Origin of the sequence: Streptomyces sp. NPDC048521 (assembly GCF_043199855.1) — a bacterium.
Classification (GTDB): domain Bacteria; phylum Actinomycetota; class Actinomycetes; order Streptomycetales; family Streptomycetaceae; genus Streptomyces.
The window spans coordinates 207,250-225,079 of the sequence record NZ_JBICWR010000012.1 but is presented as its reverse complement, the minus strand read 5'-3'; the positions used below and the strand labels follow the sequence as shown (position 1 = coordinate 225,079).

Sequence of the window (17,830 nt, the reverse complement as noted above, 5' to 3'; positions counted from 1 at the left end):
AGCAACTTCGCATATCACGAAAGATTCACCCAACACCCAAAAACGGCGCCCGGTTTGTCCACACGCCGGCGAACCCCATTCAGCGTCGTGTATAAGAGCCCGGATCCGTAAATTCCGACGCACGTATAGGCCCGAGCGGCCGATTTCAAAGGGAATGTTCATGGGTGACGAAGAGCGGGAAATACCAGCGGATGCTGCCGAGAGCGGGCAAGTCGCCGGGGATTCCGGACCCGCTGACGCGGCACGGGCCCACCGCCCTGAGCGCACAGGTCTCCTCATCGGCGCCGCCCTGCTGGCCACCTGCGGCGGACTCGTCCTCTACGGCGTGCTCGACACCGCCGACAAACCCGGCAAGCCCACCGTCCCGACCGCCGCCGTGACATACGAGGTCACCGGCGACGGCACCGCCGACATCGCCTACCAGGGCCGCAGCGAGACCGGAACCGCCACCGTCGACCATGCCGTCGCACTGCCCTGGAAGAAGACCGTCCAAGTACCTCTGGGCAGGCCGCCGCTGGTCTCCATCACGCTCGGCGAGAAGGGCGGCCGCGCCAGCTGCTCGCTCGCCGTACGCGGCAAGCACGTCCAGACCGCATCCGCCTACGGCACATTCGGCCGCGCCACCTGCCAGTCCGAGCTGGCGTCGGCGACGCCGAAGCGGACGGAGGCCGCCGGATGAGTTCCCTGCGCCGGAACGCGAGCCGGCTCGCCCTCGCCACCGCCGTCGTCCTGAGTGTCGTGGCCCTGTCGGCCCGGCACGCGACCTCAACCACCGCTGCCGACGCACCGATTCCGCGCGGGAGCCTGCACACCGTCCCCGTGCACGCCGGCACCGACCCGGCCCACCGTGCCTTGTCGGCGCGCAGCACCGCGCCCTTCCGTCTCGTCGGGATCACCTGGTCCGACGCGCGGGCCGAGCTGGGCGGCCGTGCCCAGGTGCGCACCCGGGACGCGGCGACCGGCCGCTGGTCGGCCTGGCGCACGCTCGGCCTGGAGCTGCACGCTCCCGAGGCGGGGCCCGACAACACTGCCCAGGGGCTGCGCGGCGGCACCCAGCCGCTGTGGGTCGGCCCGTCGGACGGCGTGCAGGCACGGGTCACCGGCACCGGACTGCCGGGCGGGCTGCGGGTCGACCTGGTGGATCCCGAGGCCGGTGCCGACGTCTCGGAAACCGCGGTGACCTCGGCCTTCTCCCCCACGGCCGCCGGGCAGCCCGACATCGTCCCGCGCTCCGGCTGGGGCGCCGACGAGTCGCTGGTCCAGGACCCGCCCACGTACACGACCGACACGAAGGCCGTGTTCGTGCACCACACCGCGGGCAGCAACGACTACACGTGCGCCGAGTCGGCCTCGATCATCCGCGGGATCTTCGTCTACCACGTGCAGAGCAACGGCTGGAACGACATCGGGTACAACTTCCTGGTCGACAAGTGCGGGACCGTCTTCGAGGGCCGCGCGGGCGGGGTCGACAAGCCGGTCCTCGGCGCGCAGACCTACGGCTTCAACACCGACACCAGCGGGGTCGCGGTCCTCGGTGACTACAACACCGCGACCGCGACGGACGCCGTGCGGACCTCGCTCGCGAAGCTCGCCGCGTGGAAGCTCGGGCTGTACGGCATCAACCCGTCCGGAACCGTGGTGATGGCCGCCGCGGCCGACAACGGCCTGTACACGCAGGGCCAGTTGGTGACCCTCAACCGCATCTCCGGTCACCGCGACGGCTATCCGACCGAGTGCCCCGGCGACAACCTCTACGCCGACCTGCCCGCCATCCGTACCCTCGCGTCCGCCGCCGGCTCCCCCGCCGCGACCGACGACATGAACCGCGACGGACGCGCCGACCTCGCCGCAGGCGTCCCTGGCGCCACCGCGGGCAGCCAGGCCGGGGCCGGGCAGGTCACCGTCGTGCCGGGTGCGCGTTCGGCCCCGTACAGCGGGAACCGGGCCGTGATCACCCAGGAGTCGGACGGCGTGCCGGGCGGTTCGGAGTCCGGGGACGGATTCGGGTCCGCCATCGCGTACGGCGACTTCGACCACGACGGCTACCGGGACCTGGTCGTCTCCTCGCCCGGCGAGGAGGTGACCTCCGGCGCGGGCGACGAGGGTGCGCTGAGCCTGCTGCGCGGCACGGCGAACGGGCTCACCGGACAGGCCGGGATGCTCAACGAGCCGGCCGGGTCGCGCGCGAGCGGCGCCCGCTTCGGTGCCGCCGTCGCCACCGGTGACTTCGACGGGGACGGCGGCGACGACATCCTCGCGGTGGCGCCGGGCGCCGGCCGCGCCTGGGCGATCGACGGTATGGACCGTTCGTTCTCCTCGGCCGTGCCGCTGTCCCGACTCGCCGGTGAGGGCGGGGCGGTGACCGACGCAGCCGTGGCGACCGGCGACTTCGACAAGGACGGGTACGCGGACGCCGCCCTCACCTTCCGCACCGCCGGCGGCGCCACGCCGCTCGTGGTGCTGCGGGGGTCGGCGACCGGGCTGCGTACGGACGCGCCCACCGTGCTGCTGGGCGCCGGCGGCGGGGCGCTCGCCGCGGGCGACCTCGACGGTGACGGCTATGCCGACCTCGCCGTGGGGCGCCCGGAGGCCGGCGACGGCGGTGAGATCGCCACGTTCCACGGCTCGGCCGAGGGGCTCACCAGCACCGGGGCGCCGGTCATCGGCGGCACGGCCGCCCCTGGCGACCGGTTCGGCGCCTCGCTCGCGACAGCCGACGTGAACGGCGACGGCTACGCGGACGTGCTCGCCGGGGCCCCCGGCACGGATGTCCAGGGCGCCGCCGACGCGGGTGCCGCCCTGCTGCTGCACGGCGGCTCGGGCGGGCTCACCGCGGCGGGCGCGCAGGAGTACGACGCCGACCTGCTCGGAGTCCCGGGTGCCGCCGAGGCCGGCGACCGGCTGGGCGACGCGGTGTCGCTGGCGGACCTGACGGGCGACGGCGTCCCGGACCTTGCGCTCGGCTCCGACGGCGAGAACGCGGGAGACGGCACCGTCCTCACGCTGAACGGCGGCCCGGACGGGACGCCGGTGCCGGAGAGCGGCACGTACTACGGGCCGGTGGCCCTCGGCCTCGCCACTGGTTCCGGTCTCGGGGTGGGCGATGTGCTCGCCAAGTGACGTTCGGCCGGACCTGTGCGCTGAGTTAGTGGCACCCGTGACTCGTGGTGCTCGTGATTAGTCGTCTAGTACTCCAGTGCGGTTTCGTGATCTATCCGGTCAGTTGGTCGGTCGACCGTCGTCGGTAGTGGCTGCGGCGGGCTGTTGCCTGGTGGCGTCTGCGCCAGATTGACCAGTGCAGCAGCCCGGCCGCTGTCACGGCTGGTGGGAGGAAGGCGACGACGAGTAGGTGGCGGATCTCGGGGACGGTCAACGTGATCGGGTCGCTGCCGCGGGCGGGGTGGTGGGGATCGATGGGCCGGTCGGCAGCCGCGTCAGCTGCGAGGGCGGTCAGGAAGGCCAGTGCGAGCATGGCGAGCGTGATGTGACGGTGCCATGAGGTCCAGTTGCGGACCTGGTAGTCATCGAGTCCGACCTGGCCCTTGGCGGCCTGGAAGCATTCTTCGACGCTCCAGCGGACACCGGCGACGCCGACCAGTTCCAGAGAGCGACCGGGGTGGGTGACCAGCACAGGTAGAAGGCGATTTCCCCGGTGGTGCGGTTGCGGCGGATGAGCAGGTGGCGGTGTTCGTCGGTCCCGATGTGGATCCAGGCCCAGTCGTAGTGGCGCGGGCCTTTCGCGCCGAGGCCGGCGCTGTGCCGCTGCCAGGCGGTGGCGGGCAGGCGTTCGGCGAGGGTGTCCGCGGAGGGGGGTGCGGCCGTGGTTGATCCGCACCCTGGTCGAGCAGGCGACGGCCATCACGTAGCCGGTCCCGCGTGCCTCCAGGGCGGCGTGGAGCTGCGGATCCTGGCCGTAGGCTTCGTCGCCGGTCACCCATGGTGCCTGTGACCTGCGGCCACCACACGATCGTCATGAGTCCACACAAACCTTGATGATCACGCGGTGGCCGTTCCAGTTCTCACGCGGGTCCGACCCAGAATCACGAAACCAGACTGGAGTACTAGGTGACCTTCCAGGTGGACTTGGACGACGCCTTGCCCACCACGGCGAGGAACTGGCCTGTGTCGAAGGAGACGTCACAGCCGAACTCGACGGTCGCCTTCGGCGCCCCGGTCTGCTGCAGCCGCGTGCCCATGGCGCGGGCCACCGCCGTCAGGCCGTCGAGCACGGGCTCCAGGCGGGGCCGGCGCCAGCCGATTTCCTGTTCCTCGCCGAGTTCCGGAGCTGCGAACCCTCCTCCGGGCCGACCGACAACAGCACTTTCTGCCCGTCGACCTCGACCGGAACGAAGGTTCTCCGATCCCGTGTCCGGTTCCGCGTCCGATCCCGTGCCCCTTCCCCCGCGCCAGAGTCGGCCGGACCGCCCGTCGGAGTGGCGACGACTGCCTGTTGGGCGAGTCCTGGGCGTGCACGGGGCGGTTCGGCTCAAGCGACTGCTAATGCGCTTGAGCGTGCCGACTCTAAAGCGCCTTAGCGATGACGGCAATAGGCGAACTCACACCTGCGAGCAGGGATTTGGCAGCACTAATGACTTTAGCTGGGTCACATCCATTGACGCGTACAGGAAACGCTGGGCACAGTCGCCCCCGGCACCTCAGGCCGCGTCCCACCGCACAGCAGACCGGTCGCCGGCGCACCGGGCGGCAGGGTGCCGCCGCAGGTACTCCCCACCCCACAAGGAGCCCCCCGCTCGTGAAACCCACCAGACGGACCGTGCTGATCGCCGCGACCGCGGCCGCCCTCACGCCCTCCCTGCCCGCCGCCGCGGCCCCGCGTGCCACCGCCGCGACCCCGCCGTACGCCTCCTACTGGTACCCGGACTCGCTCCCCTCCGGCAGCCCCGGCGCCGGCATCACCTGGCGGAGCCTGAAGACCTGGCGCGCGGCCGACGACCCGGACCTCGCCTTCAACGCCGCCTCCGTGCCGCTCGCCGCCCGCTTCACCCCGACCCCCGCCAACACCACCGCCCGCTCCGGCCAGGCCCGTGTCCAGGCACTGGTCTCCTTCGGCCCCACCTCCAGCAACCCCTCGCAGGGCTCGGCCACCGCCGACTACTACGCCCTCACCCACTGGGCGTACCTGGATGAGCTGGTCTTCTGGGGCGGTTCGGCCGGCGAGGGGCTGATTCTGGCCCCGAACGCACCGATCGTGGACGCGGCCCACCGGCACGGCGTCCCCGTCCTCGGCAACATCTTCCTGCCGCCCACCGCCTACGGCGGACAGCTCCAGTGGACCCGCGACCTCGTGCAGAAGGACGCCGACGGGCACTATCCGCTCGCCGCCCAGCTCGTCGCGGTGGCCGCGGCCTACGGCTTCGACGGCTGGTTCGTCAACGCCGAGACTGGCGGCGGCAACACCGCGCTCGGCACGGCCATGCTCGGCTTCGTCAAGGAGCTGAAGGCCCTCGCGGCGGCCAAGGGGCAGCGGGTGACCTGGTACGACGCGATGACCGTGAACGGCACGGTCAGCTGGCAGGGTGCCCTGAACAGCCAGAACCAGGCGTTCTTCCAGGCCGCCGACACCCTCTTCGTGGACTTCCGGTGGAGCGCGGCCACGCTGGCCGCCTCGGGCACGAAGGCGGATCAACTGGGACGCAGCTGCTACGAGTTGTGGGCGGGCGTCGATGTCGAGTCGAACGGGTCGGGCACGTCCGTGGACTGGGACGCGATCGTGCCGGCCGGGAAGCCGCACATCGCCTCGATCGGTTTCTACCGGCCGGAGTGGACCCGTAACCACCTGCCCGCCGACCAGCGCGCTCCCGAGGACTTCCACGCCGCCGACGACCGCTTCTGGAGCGGGCGGTCGCTCGATCCGTCCCGGCCCGACGGCACGGACCCGTGGCGGGCGCCGGCCGTGTCGGTGGCGGACCGCTCGACGGTGACCTCGGTGCCGTTCGCCAGCGTGTTCAACACCGGGCACGGGCTGCGGTGGTACGAGCAGGGAGCCGTCGCCGCGGAGACTCCCTGGAACCACCTCGGGCTCCAGGACCGGCTGCCGTCGCGGCGGTGGGTGGTACGGACGGCGGGGGAGCGGCCTGCCGTCTCCTTCGACTTCGCCGACGCCTGGCGGGGCGGCAGCAGCGTGCTGGTGGCCGGTGCACTGGATCAACCGGTGGTGGTGGATCTGTACGCGACCCGGCTGCCGATCGGTGTGAACACGGTTGTCGAGCTGACGTACCGGACGGAGACCGGCGATGTGAACGCCGAGCCGGCGGTGGCGACCGCTGAACCGAGCGGAGCCGGGGCGGCCCCGCCGTACACCTATCTCACCGTGAACCCGGCCGACAACGGTGCCCGTGTGAGGTCCGTCAACGGCTGGCAGACCGTGACCTTTCCGCTCACCGGGCTGTCCGGTTCCGTCCACGCCCTCGGTGTCCGCCTCACCGCCGCACAGGGCCCGGTCCGCTGGCGGCTGGGCGGCCTGGCCGTCCGGGACGCGGTCACCACGCCCGCCGCTCCGACCGGCGCCCGCGTCACCGCGGCGAGCGGCGGCGACCTCCGCCTCGCCTGGAGCGCCGCCCCGGGCGCCGTCCGCCACTACACCCTCCACCGCCTGCTTCCCGACGGCAGCCGCCGCTTCCTCGGCGCCACCGGCCAACGCGCCTACTTCCTGTCCGGCCTGCGGCCCGAACAAGGCGAGACGGCCGCACGGTTCGAGGTGCGCGCCGTGGGGGAGCTGTACAACACCTCGGCCCCCGTGACCGTCACCCACCCTTGGTGACCGACTCGGCGGCCGCGGACGTCACCGTCCCGGACCCGCTGGAACGGCCGGGCGGCGACGGGGAGCTGTGGGTGTGCGAGAGCGACCGGATCACCGTACGTCCGCGCCCGTTCGAGCCGATGCCCCTGCGATCGAGCAGGGGCTGAACGCCCGTCGCGCGGTGCCGGGCGGGGGCTTGTCGTGTGGTGCGCGGCGCCGGGCGGGCTCGTCATGCGTCGTGGGGCGCCTGTTCGGCGAGGCGGTCCAGGACGTGGCGGGTACCGGGGTGCCCGCCCGTCCCGGTTCGGTACACGACGTGGACGCCGCGGCGCACCGGGACCCGGAGCGGGTGCACGCTCAGGCCGGGCGCGGCGGGGTCGGGCAGCGCGAGCCGGGGCACCAGGGCACTGCCCGCGCGCCGGGCGGCCGACGCGCACAGCACCGCGAAGACGCTCGCCACGGCCACCGGCCCCGGCACGAACCCCGCCGCACCGCAAGCCCGTCGGGTCATCTCGGGGCAGGCGGTGTCGGCAGCGGGCAGCAGCCGGGCCGCGTCCGCGAACGTGGCCGGGTCGGCCGCCGCGCCGGGCGCCGGACCGCGTTCTTCCGCCTCGGTGGAATGCAGGACCAGGAACACCGGCTCCTCGATCAGGTCCGGCGCTAGGGAGCGGACGCGGCGGCAGGGTGGACGAGTCGGTCACCGCGAGGTCGACCTCATGTCCGCCGAGCGCGGCCTCGGCCCGGTCGGGTTCGAGCTCGACCGCGAGGGTGAAGCCCAGACGGTCGTAGAACAGACGCGCGCCACTGGCGACGGCGCCCGGCAGACGAGTCACCCACCGCCTGACACGGGGTCGGGCCTGGCGAGGAGTGGTTCCCGACCTCGTACAGGGGAGACCGTGCGGGTCCGCCTAGCCCCCCAGCTGAGCCCGTAGCCACTCCTCCACCTCGCCCACGTGGGCCGCTGCCGCGGCACGTGCCGCCTCCGGGTCGCGGGCAGCGAGGGCGCGGTGGATGGCGGCGTGCTCGCGGCGGGTGCGGGCGAAGGCGCCCTCCTCCTGGTAGCCGCGCCAGACGCGGGCGCGGAAGGTGCGCGAGGACAGGCCCTCCAGGATCGCGGCCATGGTCTCGTTGCCCGCGGCGGCGGCGATCTCACGGTGGAAGGCGAGGTCGTGGGCGAGGATCTCCTCGGGATCGTCGGTGGCGTTCATCGCCGCCAGGTGCTTCTCCACGGCGGCCAGCCGGTCCTCCGTGATCCGGGCGGCGGCCAGCGCGGTCGCCGTGGACTCCAGGATCCGGCGCACCTCCAGCAACTCCACCAGCCGCGGCCCCCGGGACAGGTCGGCGACCACGCCGAAGGTCTCCAGCAGGTCGCCCGCCTCCAGTGCGGTGACGTAGATGCCGGAGCCGTGCCGGGCCTCCAGGACGCCCATGACCGTCAGGGCGCGGATCGCCTCCCGCATCGAGCTGCGGGAGATGCCCAGCTGGGCCGCGAGGTCCCGCTCGGTGGGCAGCCGCTGGCCCGGCTCCAGCCGGCCCTCGGCGATCATCGCCTTGATCTCCTCGATGGCGCGCTGGGTCACCGTGCCCTTCTGCGGGGCTGCCTCGTCCACGCCACTCCTCCAGTCACCAGGGTGCGTCGCAGTCTAGCCAGCAGAGTGGTCCGACCACTACGCCGAAGAAGCTCGATTTTCCGCTGCAAGAGGGTGTTCTGCGGTCCGAGTGGTCTGATAAGTATCCAGGCATCTGCTCGAACACCCTCGACGAGGAGCCGCGAGATGCCCGCCAGAACAGCGAGGAAGCAGAACAGGTCACGGATCACCGGCGCAACGGCACTGGCCGTCGGCGCCTCACTCCTGCTCGCCGCGTGCGGCAGCACGAAGGACACGGCCGCCGCCGGCGCGGGAGGCGGGGACGGCTCGGGCAAGGTCGGGGTGATCCTGCCGCTGCTGACCTCCCCGTTCTGGCAGTCGTACAACGACTACGTGCCGAAGATGGCCGAGTCGGAGGGTGTCGACGCGCTCAAGACGGTGAACTCCAACAGCGATCCCTCGCAGCAGATCACGGACATCACCAACGAGCTGAACCAGGGCGTGAAGGGTCTCGTCGTCGCCCCACTGGACAGCGCCGCCATCCAGGCGGGTCTCGACCAGGCCGAGCGCAAGGGCGTGCCGGTCGTCGCCGTGGACGTCGCGCCCGACAAGGGCAAGGTCGCCATGGTGGTGCGCGCCGACAACGTCGCCTACGGCAAGAAGGCCTGCGACTACCTCGGGCAGCACGTCACCGACGGCAAGGTCGTGCAGATCATGGGCGACCTCGCCTCGGTCAACGGCCGTGACCGCTCCGAGGCCTTCCGGGCCTGCGTGAAGAAGAAGTACCCGAAGCTCAAAGTGCTGGAGATCCCGGCGAAATGGGAGTCCGACACCGCCGCCGCCAAGCTCGACACCCTGCTCAACGCCAACCCGGACATCAAGGGCATCTATCTGCAGGCCGGCGGGGTCTACCTGGCTCCGACCCTGCAGACCCTGAAATCCAAGAACATGCTGAGGACGGCCGGGCAGAAGGGCCACATCGTCATCGTCTCCAACGACGGCATCCCGCAGGAGTTCGACGCCATCCGCAAGGGGCAGATCGACGCCACCGTCTCCCAGCCGGCCGACGCCTACGCCAAGTACGGCATGTACTACATCAAGGCCGCGATGGCGGGGAAGACGTTCGAGCCCGGGCCGACCGACCACGACTCGACCATCGTGAAGCTGCCGAGCGGCATCCTCGAGGACCAGCTGCCCGCGCCCCTGGTCACCAAGGACAACGTCGAGGACCCGAAGCTCTGGGGCAACACGGTCGGATGAGCACTCCACTCGTCGAAGCCCGGGGGATCGTCAAACGGTACGGCCCCACCGTCGCCCTCGCCGACGGCCGGCTCACCGTGCTCCCCGGCGAGTCCCACGCCCTGGTCGGCCGCAACGGCGCCGGCAAGTCCACCCTGGTCAACGTCCTCACCGGCCTGCAGTCCCCGGACGAGGGCACCGTCCACTTCGACGGCGAGCCCGCACCCCCGCTCGCCGACCGGGACGCCTGGCGCCGCAGGGTCGCCTGTGTGTACCAGAAGCCCACGGTCGTACCGGAGCTGACGGTCGCCGAGAACCTGTTCCTCAACCGGCAGCCGATGAGCCGCGGGTTCATCAGCTGGCGCCGGCTGCGCGGCGAGGCCGCCGACCTGCTCGCCACCTGGGACGTGGACGTCGACCCCGAGGCACGTACCGCCGACCTCAAGGTCGAGGACCGCCAGATGGTGGAGATCGCACGGGCGTTGAGCTTCGGTGCCCGGTTCATCGTGCTGGACGAGCCCACCGCCCAGCTCGACAGCCGGGAGATCGAGCGGCTGTTCACCCGCATGCGCGCCCTGCAGGAGTCCGGGGTCACCTTCCTGTTCATCTCGCACCACCTGCAAGAGGTGTACGAGGTCTGCCAGACGGTCACCGTGCTGCGCGACGCCCGCTGGATCACCACCGCCCCCGTCGCCGACCTGCCGAAGGCGGCACTGGTGGAGGCGATGGCCGGCGAGTCGATCGCCGAACAGGCCGTACCGGCCAGGGGAGTGGACGAGACCGCCCCCGTCCTGCTGGAGGCCCGCGGTCTCCGCTCACCGGCGTACGAGGACGTCGACCTCACCGTCCGCCGCGGCGAGGTGGTCGGACTCGCCGGCTCCAGCGGCAGCGGCAAGACCGAACTGGCCGAGTCGTTCGCCGGACTGCACACCCCGACCGGAGGCAGCGCCCGGCTCGGCGGCGAACAACTGCGGTTCGGCGATGTGCGGGCCGCCCTCGCCGCCGGGATCGGCTGTGTCCCGCGCGACCGGCACGAGCAGGGCCTGGTGGCCGGCCTGAGCATCGGCGACAACGCCACCCTGAGCGTGCTGGACCGGCTCGGCCGCCTCGGTTTCGTCGCGACCGAGCGCAGACGCGCCTTCGCCGGCGAGCTGATCGACCGCCTCGACATCCACGCCGAAGGCCCCGACCAGCCCGTGGCGGACCTGTCCGGCGGCAACGCGCAGAAGGTCGTCATGGCCCGCGCACTCGCCTCCGACCCCCGTCTCCTCGTCCTGATCAACCCCACCGCGGGCGTCGACGTGAAGTCCAAGGAATCGCTCCTCGCCCGCATGGACAGCGCCCGTGACGACGGCACGGCCGTCCTGGTCGTCTCCGACGAACTCGACGACCTGCGCCGCTGCGACCGCGTCCTGGTCCTCTTCCACGGCCGTGTCGTCGCCGAGCATCCGGCCGGCTGGCGCGACCACGAGCTGATCGCCTCCATCGAAGGAGTTGACCATGGCTGACACCCGGGCGGCCCCGCCGCTCGCGCCCACGAAGACCCCGGACGCCCGGTCGGCCAAGGCGGTCCTGCTCCGCCGGGCCCGCGAACTCGCCCTCGTGCCGGCGCTGTTGCTGCTGCTGGTGCTGGGCGCGGTGGTCAACGACTCGTTCCTGACCGAACGCAACCTGATCTCCATCCTCGGCGCCTCCGCCGCGCTCGCCATGGTGGTGCTCGCCGAGTCCCTCGTGCTGATCACCGGCAAGTTCGATCTCTCTTTGGAGTCGGTGGTCGGTATCGCACCCGCCGTCGGCGCCCTGCTGGTGCTGCCCGCGCACCAGTCCGGCTGGGGCACCGGCTTCCCGGCCGCGCTCGCCCTGCTCGCGATCCCCGTCGTCGGCGCGGCCATCGGCGCCTTCAACGGCATCCTGGTCGTCAAGTTCCGGCTGAACGCGTTCATCGTCACGCTCGCGATGCTCATCGTGCTGCGCGGCCTGCTGGTCGGCGCGACCAAGGGCAAGACGCTGTTCGGCATGCCCGACGCCTTCTACTCACTGGCCACCACCACCTTCCTCGACGTCCCGATGTCCGTGTGGCTCGCCGCGGCCGCCTTCGCGGTCACCGGGCTCGTGCTCAGGTACCACCGCACCGGCCGCGCCCTGTACGCCATCGGCGGCAACGCGGACGCCGCCCGCGCGGCCGGTATCCGCGTCGACCGCGTCATGCTCGGCGTCTACGTCGTCGCCGGTGTGCTCGCCTCCGTCGGTGGCCTCCTGCAGACCGGATACGTCGGCGCGATCAGCGCCAACCAGGGCCAGAACATGATCTTCACCGTGTTCGCGGCCGCGGTGATCGGCGGCATCAGCCTGGACGGCGGCAAGGGCACCATGGTCGGCGCCCTGACCGGCGTCCTCCTCCTCGGCGTCGTCCAGAACCTGCTCACCCTCGCGCAGGTGCCGTCGTTCTGGATCCAGGCCATCTACGGCGGGATCATCCTCGTCGCCCTCGTGATCGCCCGCGTGACGACGGGACGCGCCCAGGACTGATGAATCGTCAACCACCGCTGAACGAAAGGACTTCAGTGCCCCAGGCTCCCGCCCGCGTCATCGCGGTCGACACCCACGACATCCGTTTCCCCACCTCGCGCGAGCTGGACGGCTCCGACGCGATGAACCCCGACCCCGACTACTCGGCGGCCTACGTCGTGCTGCGCACCGACGCCGCCGACGGGCACGAGGGACACGGATACACCTTCACCATCGGGCGGGGCAACGACGTGCAGGTCGCCGCGATCGACGCCCTGCGGCACCATGTGCTCGGCCGCGACGTGGACGCCCTGTGCGCCGACCCCGGCTCGCTCTTCCGGGACCTGATCGGCGACAGCCAACTACGCTGGCTCGGCCCCGAGAAGGGCGTGATGCACATGGCCATCGGGGCCGTCGTCAACGCCGTGTGGGACCTCGCCGCCCGGCGGGCCGGCGCACCGCTGTGGCAGCTGCTCGCCGACGCCGATCCGGAGTGGCTGGTCCGGCAGATCGACTTCCGCTACCTCACCGACGCGCTCACCCCCGAGGAAGCCCTCGGCCTGCTGAGACGGGGCAGGGAAGGCGCCGAGGAGCGCCGGGCCCGGCTGCTGGAGCGCGGCTACCCCGCCTACACCACCTCCCCCGGCTGGCTCGGCTACGACGACGACAAGCTGAGCCGGCTCGCCGCCCAGGCCGTCGCCGACGGCTTCCGGCAGATCAAGCTCAAGGTCGGCGCCGACCTCGACGACGACATCCGCCGCTGCCGGGTGGCCCGCGCGGTCATCGGACCGGACGTGCGCCTGGCCGTCGACGCCAACCAGCGCTGGAACGTGGACGAGGCGATCCGCTGGACCAAGGCCCTGGCCGAGTTCGACCCGTACTGGATCGAGGAGCCCACCAGCCCCGACGACGTCCTCGGCCACGCCGCGATCCGCCGTGCGGTGAGCCCGGTCAAGGTCGCCACCGGCGAACACGTGCAGAACCGGGTCGTGTTCAAACAGCTGCTCCAGGCCGGCGCCGTCGACATCGTCCAGATCGACGCCGCCCGGGTCGCCGGGGTCAACGAGAACCTCGCCATCCTCCTGCTCGCCGCCAAGTTCGGCGTCCCGGTCTGCCCGCACGCGGGCGGGGTCGGGCTGTGCGAACTCGTCCAACACCTGTCCATGTTCGACTACCTGGCGGTCTCGGGCACCACCGAGGACCGGGTCATCGAGTACGTCGACCACCTCCACGAGCACTTCCTCGACCCGGTCGTCGTCCGCGACGCCCACTACACGGCACCCACCGCGCCAGGCTTCTCCGCCGCCCTGCGCCCGGAGTCCGTCGCGCGGTACACCTTTCCCGGCGGCACCTTCTGGGCCGCCGACCCCGAGACCCGGAAGGGACAGGCCGCATGAGCGACTTCGAGGGCCTCAAGGCCCTGGTCACCGGCGGTGCGTCCGGCATCGGCCGGGCCACCGCCGACCTCCTGGCCGCGCGCGGCGCGCAGGTCGCCGTCCTCGACCTGGACCCGTCGGCGGTGGACAAGCCGCTCCTCGCGCTCCGCGCCGACGTCACCGACGACCGCTCGGTGCGCACCGCCGTTCAGGAGGCCGCCGAAGCCCTCGGCGGCCTGGACATCCTCGTCAACAACGCCGGGATCGGCGCCCAGGGCACGGTCGAGGACAACGACGACACCGAGTGGCGGCACGTCTTCGACGTCAACGTCCTCGGCATGGTCCGCACGGCCCGCGCGGCCCTGCCGTACCTGCGCCGCTCCCGGCACGCGGCGATCGTCAACACCTGCTCCATCGCCGCCACCGCCGGACTCCCGCAGCGCGCCCTGTACAGCGCCACCAAGGGCGCCGTGTACTCGCTGACCCTCGCCATGGCCGCCGACCACGTCCGCGAGGGCATCCGCGTCAACTGCGTCAACCCCGGCACGGCGGACACCCCGTGGATCGGCCGGCTGCTGGACGCGGCCCCGGACCCGGCCGCCGAGCGGGCCGCGCTCGAAGCCCGCCAGCCCACCGGGCGCCTGGTGTCGGCCGCCGAAGTCGCGGGCGCCGTCGCCTACCTGGCCGCCCCCCTGTCCGGCGCCACCACCGGCACCGCGCTCGCCGTCGACGGCGGCATGCAGGGCCTCAGGCTGCGGCCGGTGGGCCAGTGAGAGCGCTCGGCCGCGGCGTCGAGGTCACCCCGCTCGGCTTCGGCGCCGCCGGCATCGGCAACCTCTACACCCCGCTGGACGACGAGCAGGCGTACGACGCCGTGCGGGCCGCCTGGCAGCGCGGCATCCGCTACTTCGACACGGCCCCGCACTACGGGCTCGGCCTGTCCGAACGCCGGCTCGGCACGGCCCTGCGCGCGTACGACCGCTCCCGGTACACCGTCTCCACCAAGGTCGGCCGCCGTCTGGACCCCGCCGACGGCACCGGCGACGACCTCGCGAACGGCTTCGCCGTGCCCGCCACCCACCGGCGCGTGTGGGACTTCAGCGCCGACGGCATCCGCCGCACCCTGGAGGCGAGCCTGCAACGGCTCGGCCTGGACCGCGTCGACATCGTCTACCTGCACGACCCGGACGACCACGCCGAGCAGGCCTTCCGCGAGGGCTACCCGGCCCTGGAGAAACTGCGCGCGGAGGGCGTCGTGGGGGCCATCGGCGCGGGCATGAACCAGACCGGGATGCTCACCCGGTTCGTCCGCGACACCGACATCGACGTGGTCCTCTGCGCGGGCCGCTACACCCTGCTCGACCAGAGCGCCGCCACCGAGCTGCTGCCCGCGGCCGCCGAGCGGGGTGTGTCGGTCGTCCTCGGCGGAGTCTTCAACTCGGGCCTGCTGGCCGACCCGACTCCCCGGTCCACCTACGACTACGGCCGGGCGCCCCGCGAGTTGCTGGACCGAGCCCTGCGGATGAAGGAGGTGGCCGAGCGGCACGGCACCACCCTGCGTGCCGCCGCGCTGGCCTTCGCGTGCGCCCACCCGGCCGTCACCGCCGTGCTGACCGGACCCCGGTCGGCGGCCGAGGTCCACGACAGCGCCGACCAGTTCGCGGCACCCGTACCGGACGCCTGCTGGCAGGAACTGCGGGACACCGGCCTGCTGCCCCGTGAGGAGAACCCGTCATGAGAGTCGCCCTGCACACCAAGGTGCGCCCCGACCGCATCGCCGACTACGAGGCCGCCCACCGCGAGGTCCCGGCCGCGCTCACCGACGCCATCCGCGCCGCCGGGGCCACCTCGTGGACCATCTGGCGCAGCGGCAGCGACCTGTTCCACCTGCTGGACTGCGAGGACTACGCCCGGCTGCTCGCCGAACTGGAGCAGTTGCCGGTCAACGTGGCCTGGCAGGCCCGCATGGCCGAGCTGCTGGACGTCGTGCACGACTACTCGCGCGTCGGCGCGGACGCCGGCCTGCCCGTGGTGTGGGAGCTGCCGTGACCGTGGACGCCCACCACCACGTCTGGGACCTGTCCGTCCGCGACCAGGACTGGATCCAGGGGCCACAACTCCAGCCGCTGCGAAGGAACTTCACGCTCGCCGACCTGGAACCCGAGGCCCGCGCCGTCGGGGTGGACCGTACCGTCCTCGTGCAGACGATCACCGTGGCCGAGGAGACACCGGAGTTCCTCGCCCTCGCCGCCGCACACGATCTCGTCGCCGGGGTCGTGGGCTGGACGGACCTCACCCGCCCCGACATCGCCGACGAACTGGCCCGGCTGCGCGAACTTCCCGGCGGCGGCCACCTGAAGGGCATCCGCCACCAGGTGCAGGGCGAGCCCGACCCGGAATGGCTGCTGCGGGCGGACGTCCAGCGCGGACTGACCGCCGTCGCCGAGGCCGGCCTCGTCCACGACGTGGTGGTCCAGCCCCACCAGCTTCCGGCCTGCGTCAGGACGGCCGCCGCCCTGCCCTCCCTCGTGCTCGTCCTGGACCACCTGGGAAAGCCACCCATCGCCTCGGCAGAACGCGAGCCCTGGGTCTCCCACGTGCGTGCCCTGGCCGCCCTCCCCAACACCGTCGCGAAACTCTCCGGCCTGGTGACCGAGGCCGACCCCGCCACCTGGACGGTCGGCGACCTGCGCCCGTACACCGAGATCGCCCTGGAGGCCTTCGGCCCCGACCGCCTCATGTTCGGCTCCGACTGGCCGGTGTGCACCCTGGCGGCCACCTACGCGGAAGTGCTCGACACGGCGCGGGAGCTGACCGATCACCTCAGTACGGCGGAACGCGCGGCCGTGTACGAGGGCACGGCACAGCGCGTCTACGACCTCTGAGCCACCCCCGCCAGCCGGGTCGGCGGCAGATACTCGCGCACGTAGGTCCGCTCCCAGCAGGCGCCCGTCTCCCGCAGCTCCCGCCAGGTGGTGTAGCGGTAGCGGAACAGACGGGCGCGGACGTAGCGGGGCGGGGTGTCCGGCGGGAAGGGCGAGCGGCGCAGGAGCCTGAGGGTGTCGCGGTCGTTGTCCAGGAGCCGTTCCACCAGGCCGCCGAACCACTCCCCGGCGTAGGCGGGCGACAGCGCGGCGAACCACATCAGCCAGTCCAGGCGCAGGTGGTACGGCGCGAACTGACGTGGCCAGCGCCGAGGAGCACCGGGTTTGCCCCGGAACTCGTACTCCCGCCAGTCCGAGTCCTGACTCGGCACGTCGTCCAGCGTGCCCTCGACCACCACCTCGTAGCGCACCCGGCTGACGCTGCCGAAGGCGCCGTAGGTGTTCACCAGGTGCAGCGGGTCGAAGGAGCGGTTCATGACCTGGCGGCGGGAGATCATGTTCCGCACCGGTTGGTAGCTCAGGAGGAGCAGCAGTGCGGCGACCGCGAGGACCACGACCTCGTACCACAGCGGTGCCGACGGCACGGACGGCGCGGTCCCCGGGAGCCGGAGCGCGGACACGGCCAGCACGATGGTGATCCAGTTCAGCCATGAGAAGTTGCCGGAGAGCACCAGCCACAGCTGGGTGACGATCATCAGGGCGGCCGCGGCCGAGGCGATCGGCTGCGGAGCGAACAGCAGGACCGGGACCACCAGTTGGGTCACATGGTTGGCGGCCACCTCCACCCGGTGCAGCGGCTTCGGCAGATGGTGGAAGAACCAGCTCAGCGGACCCGGCATGGGCTGCGTCTCGTGGTGGTAGTCCAGGCAGGTCAGCTTGCGCCAGCAGGCGTCCCCACGGAGCTTGATCAGTCCGGCGCCGAACTCGACCCGGAACAGGATCCAGCGCAGCAGGAACAGCACGACGACGGGCGGCGCCACCTCGTCGTTGCCGAGGAACGCCGCGAGGAAGCCGGTCTCCAGCAGCAGCGACTCCCAGCCGAACGCGTACCAGGTCTGGCCCACGTTGACGATCGACAGATACAGCGCCCAGGGCACCAGCCACAGCAGGATCCCCGCCCACAGCGGCAGTTCGGAGTCCGCCCCGGTGAGCAGGGCCACCGACACCGCGCAGCCCGCCCAGGCGCAGGCCGCGAAGAACCGGTCCGAGTAGTGCGCGTGGAACAGGCTCGGGGCCCGTGTGAAGGACACCCGCGCCACGAAGCGCGGGATCGGCAGCATGCCGCGCTCCCCGAGCAGCGCCCGGAACTGCAGGGCCGCCGTCAGGAACGCGAAGAGATACACGGCGGCCAGGGCCCGCTGGAGAACCAGCCGGCTCAACCAGTAGTCCGGTGCGGTGAACCAGTCCACGGCGATGCGCGCCCTTCCTCGCGGTCAGACCCTTGCCGAGTTGCCCGGCGGGCCCCGTGCAATG

General features: G+C 72.1%; 17 protein-coding genes. 12 read left to right on the top strand and 5 right to left on the bottom strand.

Annotated features, from left to right (window positions below):
- Nucleotides 1–160 precede the first annotated feature (160 nt).
- Nucleotides 161–679 carry a hypothetical protein gene (locus tag ACGFRF_RS26800; RefSeq protein ID WP_393744092.1) on the top strand — a complete coding sequence of 173 codons (519 nt, stop codon included), beginning with the start codon at nucleotides 161–163 and terminating at the stop codon, nucleotides 677–679.
- Nucleotides 676–3,120 (top strand): FG-GAP-like repeat-containing protein, encoded by a 2,445-nt coding sequence (locus ACGFRF_RS26795; protein WP_393744090.1) that lies wholly within the window; start codon nucleotides 676–678, stop codon nucleotides 3,118–3,120. The genes ACGFRF_RS26800 and ACGFRF_RS26795 overlap by 4 nt, the downstream gene beginning before the upstream one ends.
- Nucleotides 3,121–3,211: 91 nt before the next feature.
- On the opposite strand, the gene ACGFRF_RS26790 is transcribed toward ACGFRF_RS26795, so the two are convergent.
- Together ACGFRF_RS26790 and ACGFRF_RS26785 are read right to left on the bottom strand one after the other, a co-directional pair.
- On the bottom strand, nucleotides 3,212–3,934 hold the full coding sequence (locus tag ACGFRF_RS26790) for a hypothetical protein (protein ID WP_393744088.1): 723 nt from the start codon (nucleotides 3,932–3,934) through the stop codon (nucleotides 3,212–3,214).
- A 127-nt stretch (nucleotides 3,935–4,061) separates the two neighbouring features.
- Complete coding sequence (locus ACGFRF_RS26785) at nucleotides 4,062–4,490, bottom strand: CU044_2847 family protein (RefSeq protein WP_393744086.1); 429 nt, start codon at nucleotides 4,488–4,490, stop codon at nucleotides 4,062–4,064.
- A 263-nt stretch (nucleotides 4,491–4,753) separates the two neighbouring features.
- On the opposite strand from ACGFRF_RS26785, the gene ACGFRF_RS26780 reads away from it, so the two are divergent.
- Together ACGFRF_RS26780 and ACGFRF_RS26775 are read left to right on the top strand one after the other, a co-directional pair.
- Nucleotides 4,754–6,781: an endo-beta-N-acetylglucosaminidase gene (locus ACGFRF_RS26780; RefSeq protein ID WP_393744084.1), complete on the top strand. Its 2,028-nt coding sequence runs from the start codon at nucleotides 4,754–4,756 to the stop codon at nucleotides 6,779–6,781.
- A complete protein-coding gene (locus tag ACGFRF_RS26775) occupies nucleotides 6,778–6,927 on the top strand; it encodes a hypothetical protein (RefSeq protein ID WP_393744082.1) in 150 nt (49 codons plus the stop codon). The genes ACGFRF_RS26780 and ACGFRF_RS26775 overlap by 4 nt, the downstream gene beginning before the upstream one ends.
- 62 nt (nucleotides 6,928–6,989) lie before the next feature.
- Here ACGFRF_RS26775 and ACGFRF_RS26770 read toward each other — a convergent pair whose 3' ends face one another.
- Together ACGFRF_RS26770 and ACGFRF_RS26765 are read right to left on the bottom strand one after the other, a co-directional pair.
- On the bottom strand, nucleotides 6,990–7,397 hold the full coding sequence (locus tag ACGFRF_RS26770; protein ID WP_393744080.1) for a LysR substrate-binding domain-containing protein: 408 nt from the start codon (nucleotides 7,395–7,397) through the stop codon (nucleotides 6,990–6,992).
- A gap of 271 nt (nucleotides 7,398–7,668) precedes the next feature.
- Nucleotides 7,669–8,370: a FadR/GntR family transcriptional regulator gene (locus ACGFRF_RS26765; RefSeq protein WP_393744078.1), complete on the bottom strand. Its 702-nt coding sequence runs from the start codon at nucleotides 8,368–8,370 to the stop codon at nucleotides 7,669–7,671.
- Nucleotides 8,371–8,535: 165 nt separating this feature from the next.
- Between ACGFRF_RS26765 and ACGFRF_RS26760 the strand changes: the two genes are divergently transcribed.
- The 8 genes from ACGFRF_RS26760 to ACGFRF_RS26725 are packed head-to-tail and all read left to right on the top strand — an operon-like array spanning nucleotide 8,536 to nucleotide 16,357.
- Nucleotides 8,536–9,609, top strand: coding sequence for a sugar ABC transporter substrate-binding protein (locus ACGFRF_RS26760; protein WP_393744077.1), 1,074 nt, complete (start codon nucleotides 8,536–8,538; stop codon nucleotides 9,607–9,609).
- Complete coding sequence (locus ACGFRF_RS26755; protein ID WP_393744076.1) at nucleotides 9,606–11,096, top strand: sugar ABC transporter ATP-binding protein; 1,491 nt, start codon at nucleotides 9,606–9,608, stop codon at nucleotides 11,094–11,096. Before ACGFRF_RS26760 ends, ACGFRF_RS26755 begins: the two co-directional genes overlap by 4 nt.
- Entirely contained in the window at nucleotides 11,089–12,117 is a 1,029-nt protein-coding gene (locus ACGFRF_RS26750) for an ABC transporter permease (RefSeq protein ID WP_393744075.1), read from the top strand. Before ACGFRF_RS26755 ends, ACGFRF_RS26750 begins: the two co-directional genes overlap by 8 nt.
- A gap of 35 nt (nucleotides 12,118–12,152) precedes the next feature.
- Nucleotides 12,153–13,493 carry an L-fuconate dehydratase gene (locus tag ACGFRF_RS26745; protein WP_393744074.1) on the top strand — a complete coding sequence of 447 codons (1,341 nt, stop codon included), beginning with the start codon at nucleotides 12,153–12,155 and terminating at the stop codon, nucleotides 13,491–13,493.
- Nucleotides 13,490–14,245 (top strand): SDR family NAD(P)-dependent oxidoreductase, encoded by a 756-nt coding sequence (locus ACGFRF_RS26740; RefSeq protein ID WP_393744073.1) that lies wholly within the window; start codon nucleotides 13,490–13,492, stop codon nucleotides 14,243–14,245. Before ACGFRF_RS26745 ends, ACGFRF_RS26740 begins: the two co-directional genes overlap by 4 nt.
- Entirely contained in the window at nucleotides 14,242–15,210 is a 969-nt protein-coding gene (locus tag ACGFRF_RS26735) for an aldo/keto reductase (protein ID WP_393744072.1), read from the top strand. The genes ACGFRF_RS26740 and ACGFRF_RS26735 overlap by 4 nt, the downstream gene beginning before the upstream one ends.
- A complete protein-coding gene (locus tag ACGFRF_RS26730) occupies nucleotides 15,207–15,521 on the top strand; it encodes an L-rhamnose mutarotase (protein WP_393744070.1) in 315 nt (104 codons plus the stop codon). Before ACGFRF_RS26735 ends, ACGFRF_RS26730 begins: the two co-directional genes overlap by 4 nt.
- On the top strand, nucleotides 15,518–16,357 hold the full coding sequence (locus ACGFRF_RS26725; RefSeq protein WP_393744068.1) for an amidohydrolase family protein: 840 nt from the start codon (nucleotides 15,518–15,520) through the stop codon (nucleotides 16,355–16,357). The genes ACGFRF_RS26730 and ACGFRF_RS26725 overlap by 4 nt, the downstream gene beginning before the upstream one ends.
- Here the strand turns inward: ACGFRF_RS26725 and ACGFRF_RS26720 are convergent.
- The gene (locus tag ACGFRF_RS26720) at nucleotides 16,345–17,766 is read right to left on the bottom strand and encodes a lipase maturation factor family protein (RefSeq protein WP_393744066.1); all 1,422 of its coding nucleotides are present in this window, start codon (nucleotides 17,764–17,766) and stop codon (nucleotides 16,345–16,347) included. The two genes, ACGFRF_RS26725 and ACGFRF_RS26720, sit on opposite strands and share 13 nt — an antisense overlap.
- Nucleotides 17,767–17,830 lie beyond the last annotated feature (64 nt).

Excerpts from the sequence above, each read along its gene's own strand:
- ACGFRF_RS26730 (WP_393744070.1), top strand. The coding sequence starts at position 15,207 with ATGAGAGTCGCCCTGCACACCAAGGTGCGCCCCGACCGCATCGCCGAC.
- ACGFRF_RS26760 (WP_393744077.1), top strand. The coding sequence starts at position 8,536 with ATGCCCGCCAGAACAGCGAGGAAGCAGAACAGGTCACGGATCACCGGC.
- ACGFRF_RS26755 (WP_393744076.1), top strand. The coding sequence starts at position 9,606 with ATGAGCACTCCACTCGTCGAAGCCCGGGGGATCGTCAAACGGTACGGC.
- ACGFRF_RS26740 (WP_393744073.1), top strand. The coding sequence starts at position 13,490 with ATGAGCGACTTCGAGGGCCTCAAGGCCCTGGTCACCGGCGGTGCGTCC.
- ACGFRF_RS26800 (WP_393744092.1), top strand. The coding sequence starts at position 161 with ATGGGTGACGAAGAGCGGGAAATACCAGCGGATGCTGCCGAGAGCGGG.
- ACGFRF_RS26795 (WP_393744090.1), top strand. The coding sequence starts at position 676 with ATGAGTTCCCTGCGCCGGAACGCGAGCCGGCTCGCCCTCGCCACCGCC.
- ACGFRF_RS26750 (WP_393744075.1), top strand. The coding sequence starts at position 11,089 with ATGGCTGACACCCGGGCGGCCCCGCCGCTCGCGCCCACGAAGACCCCG.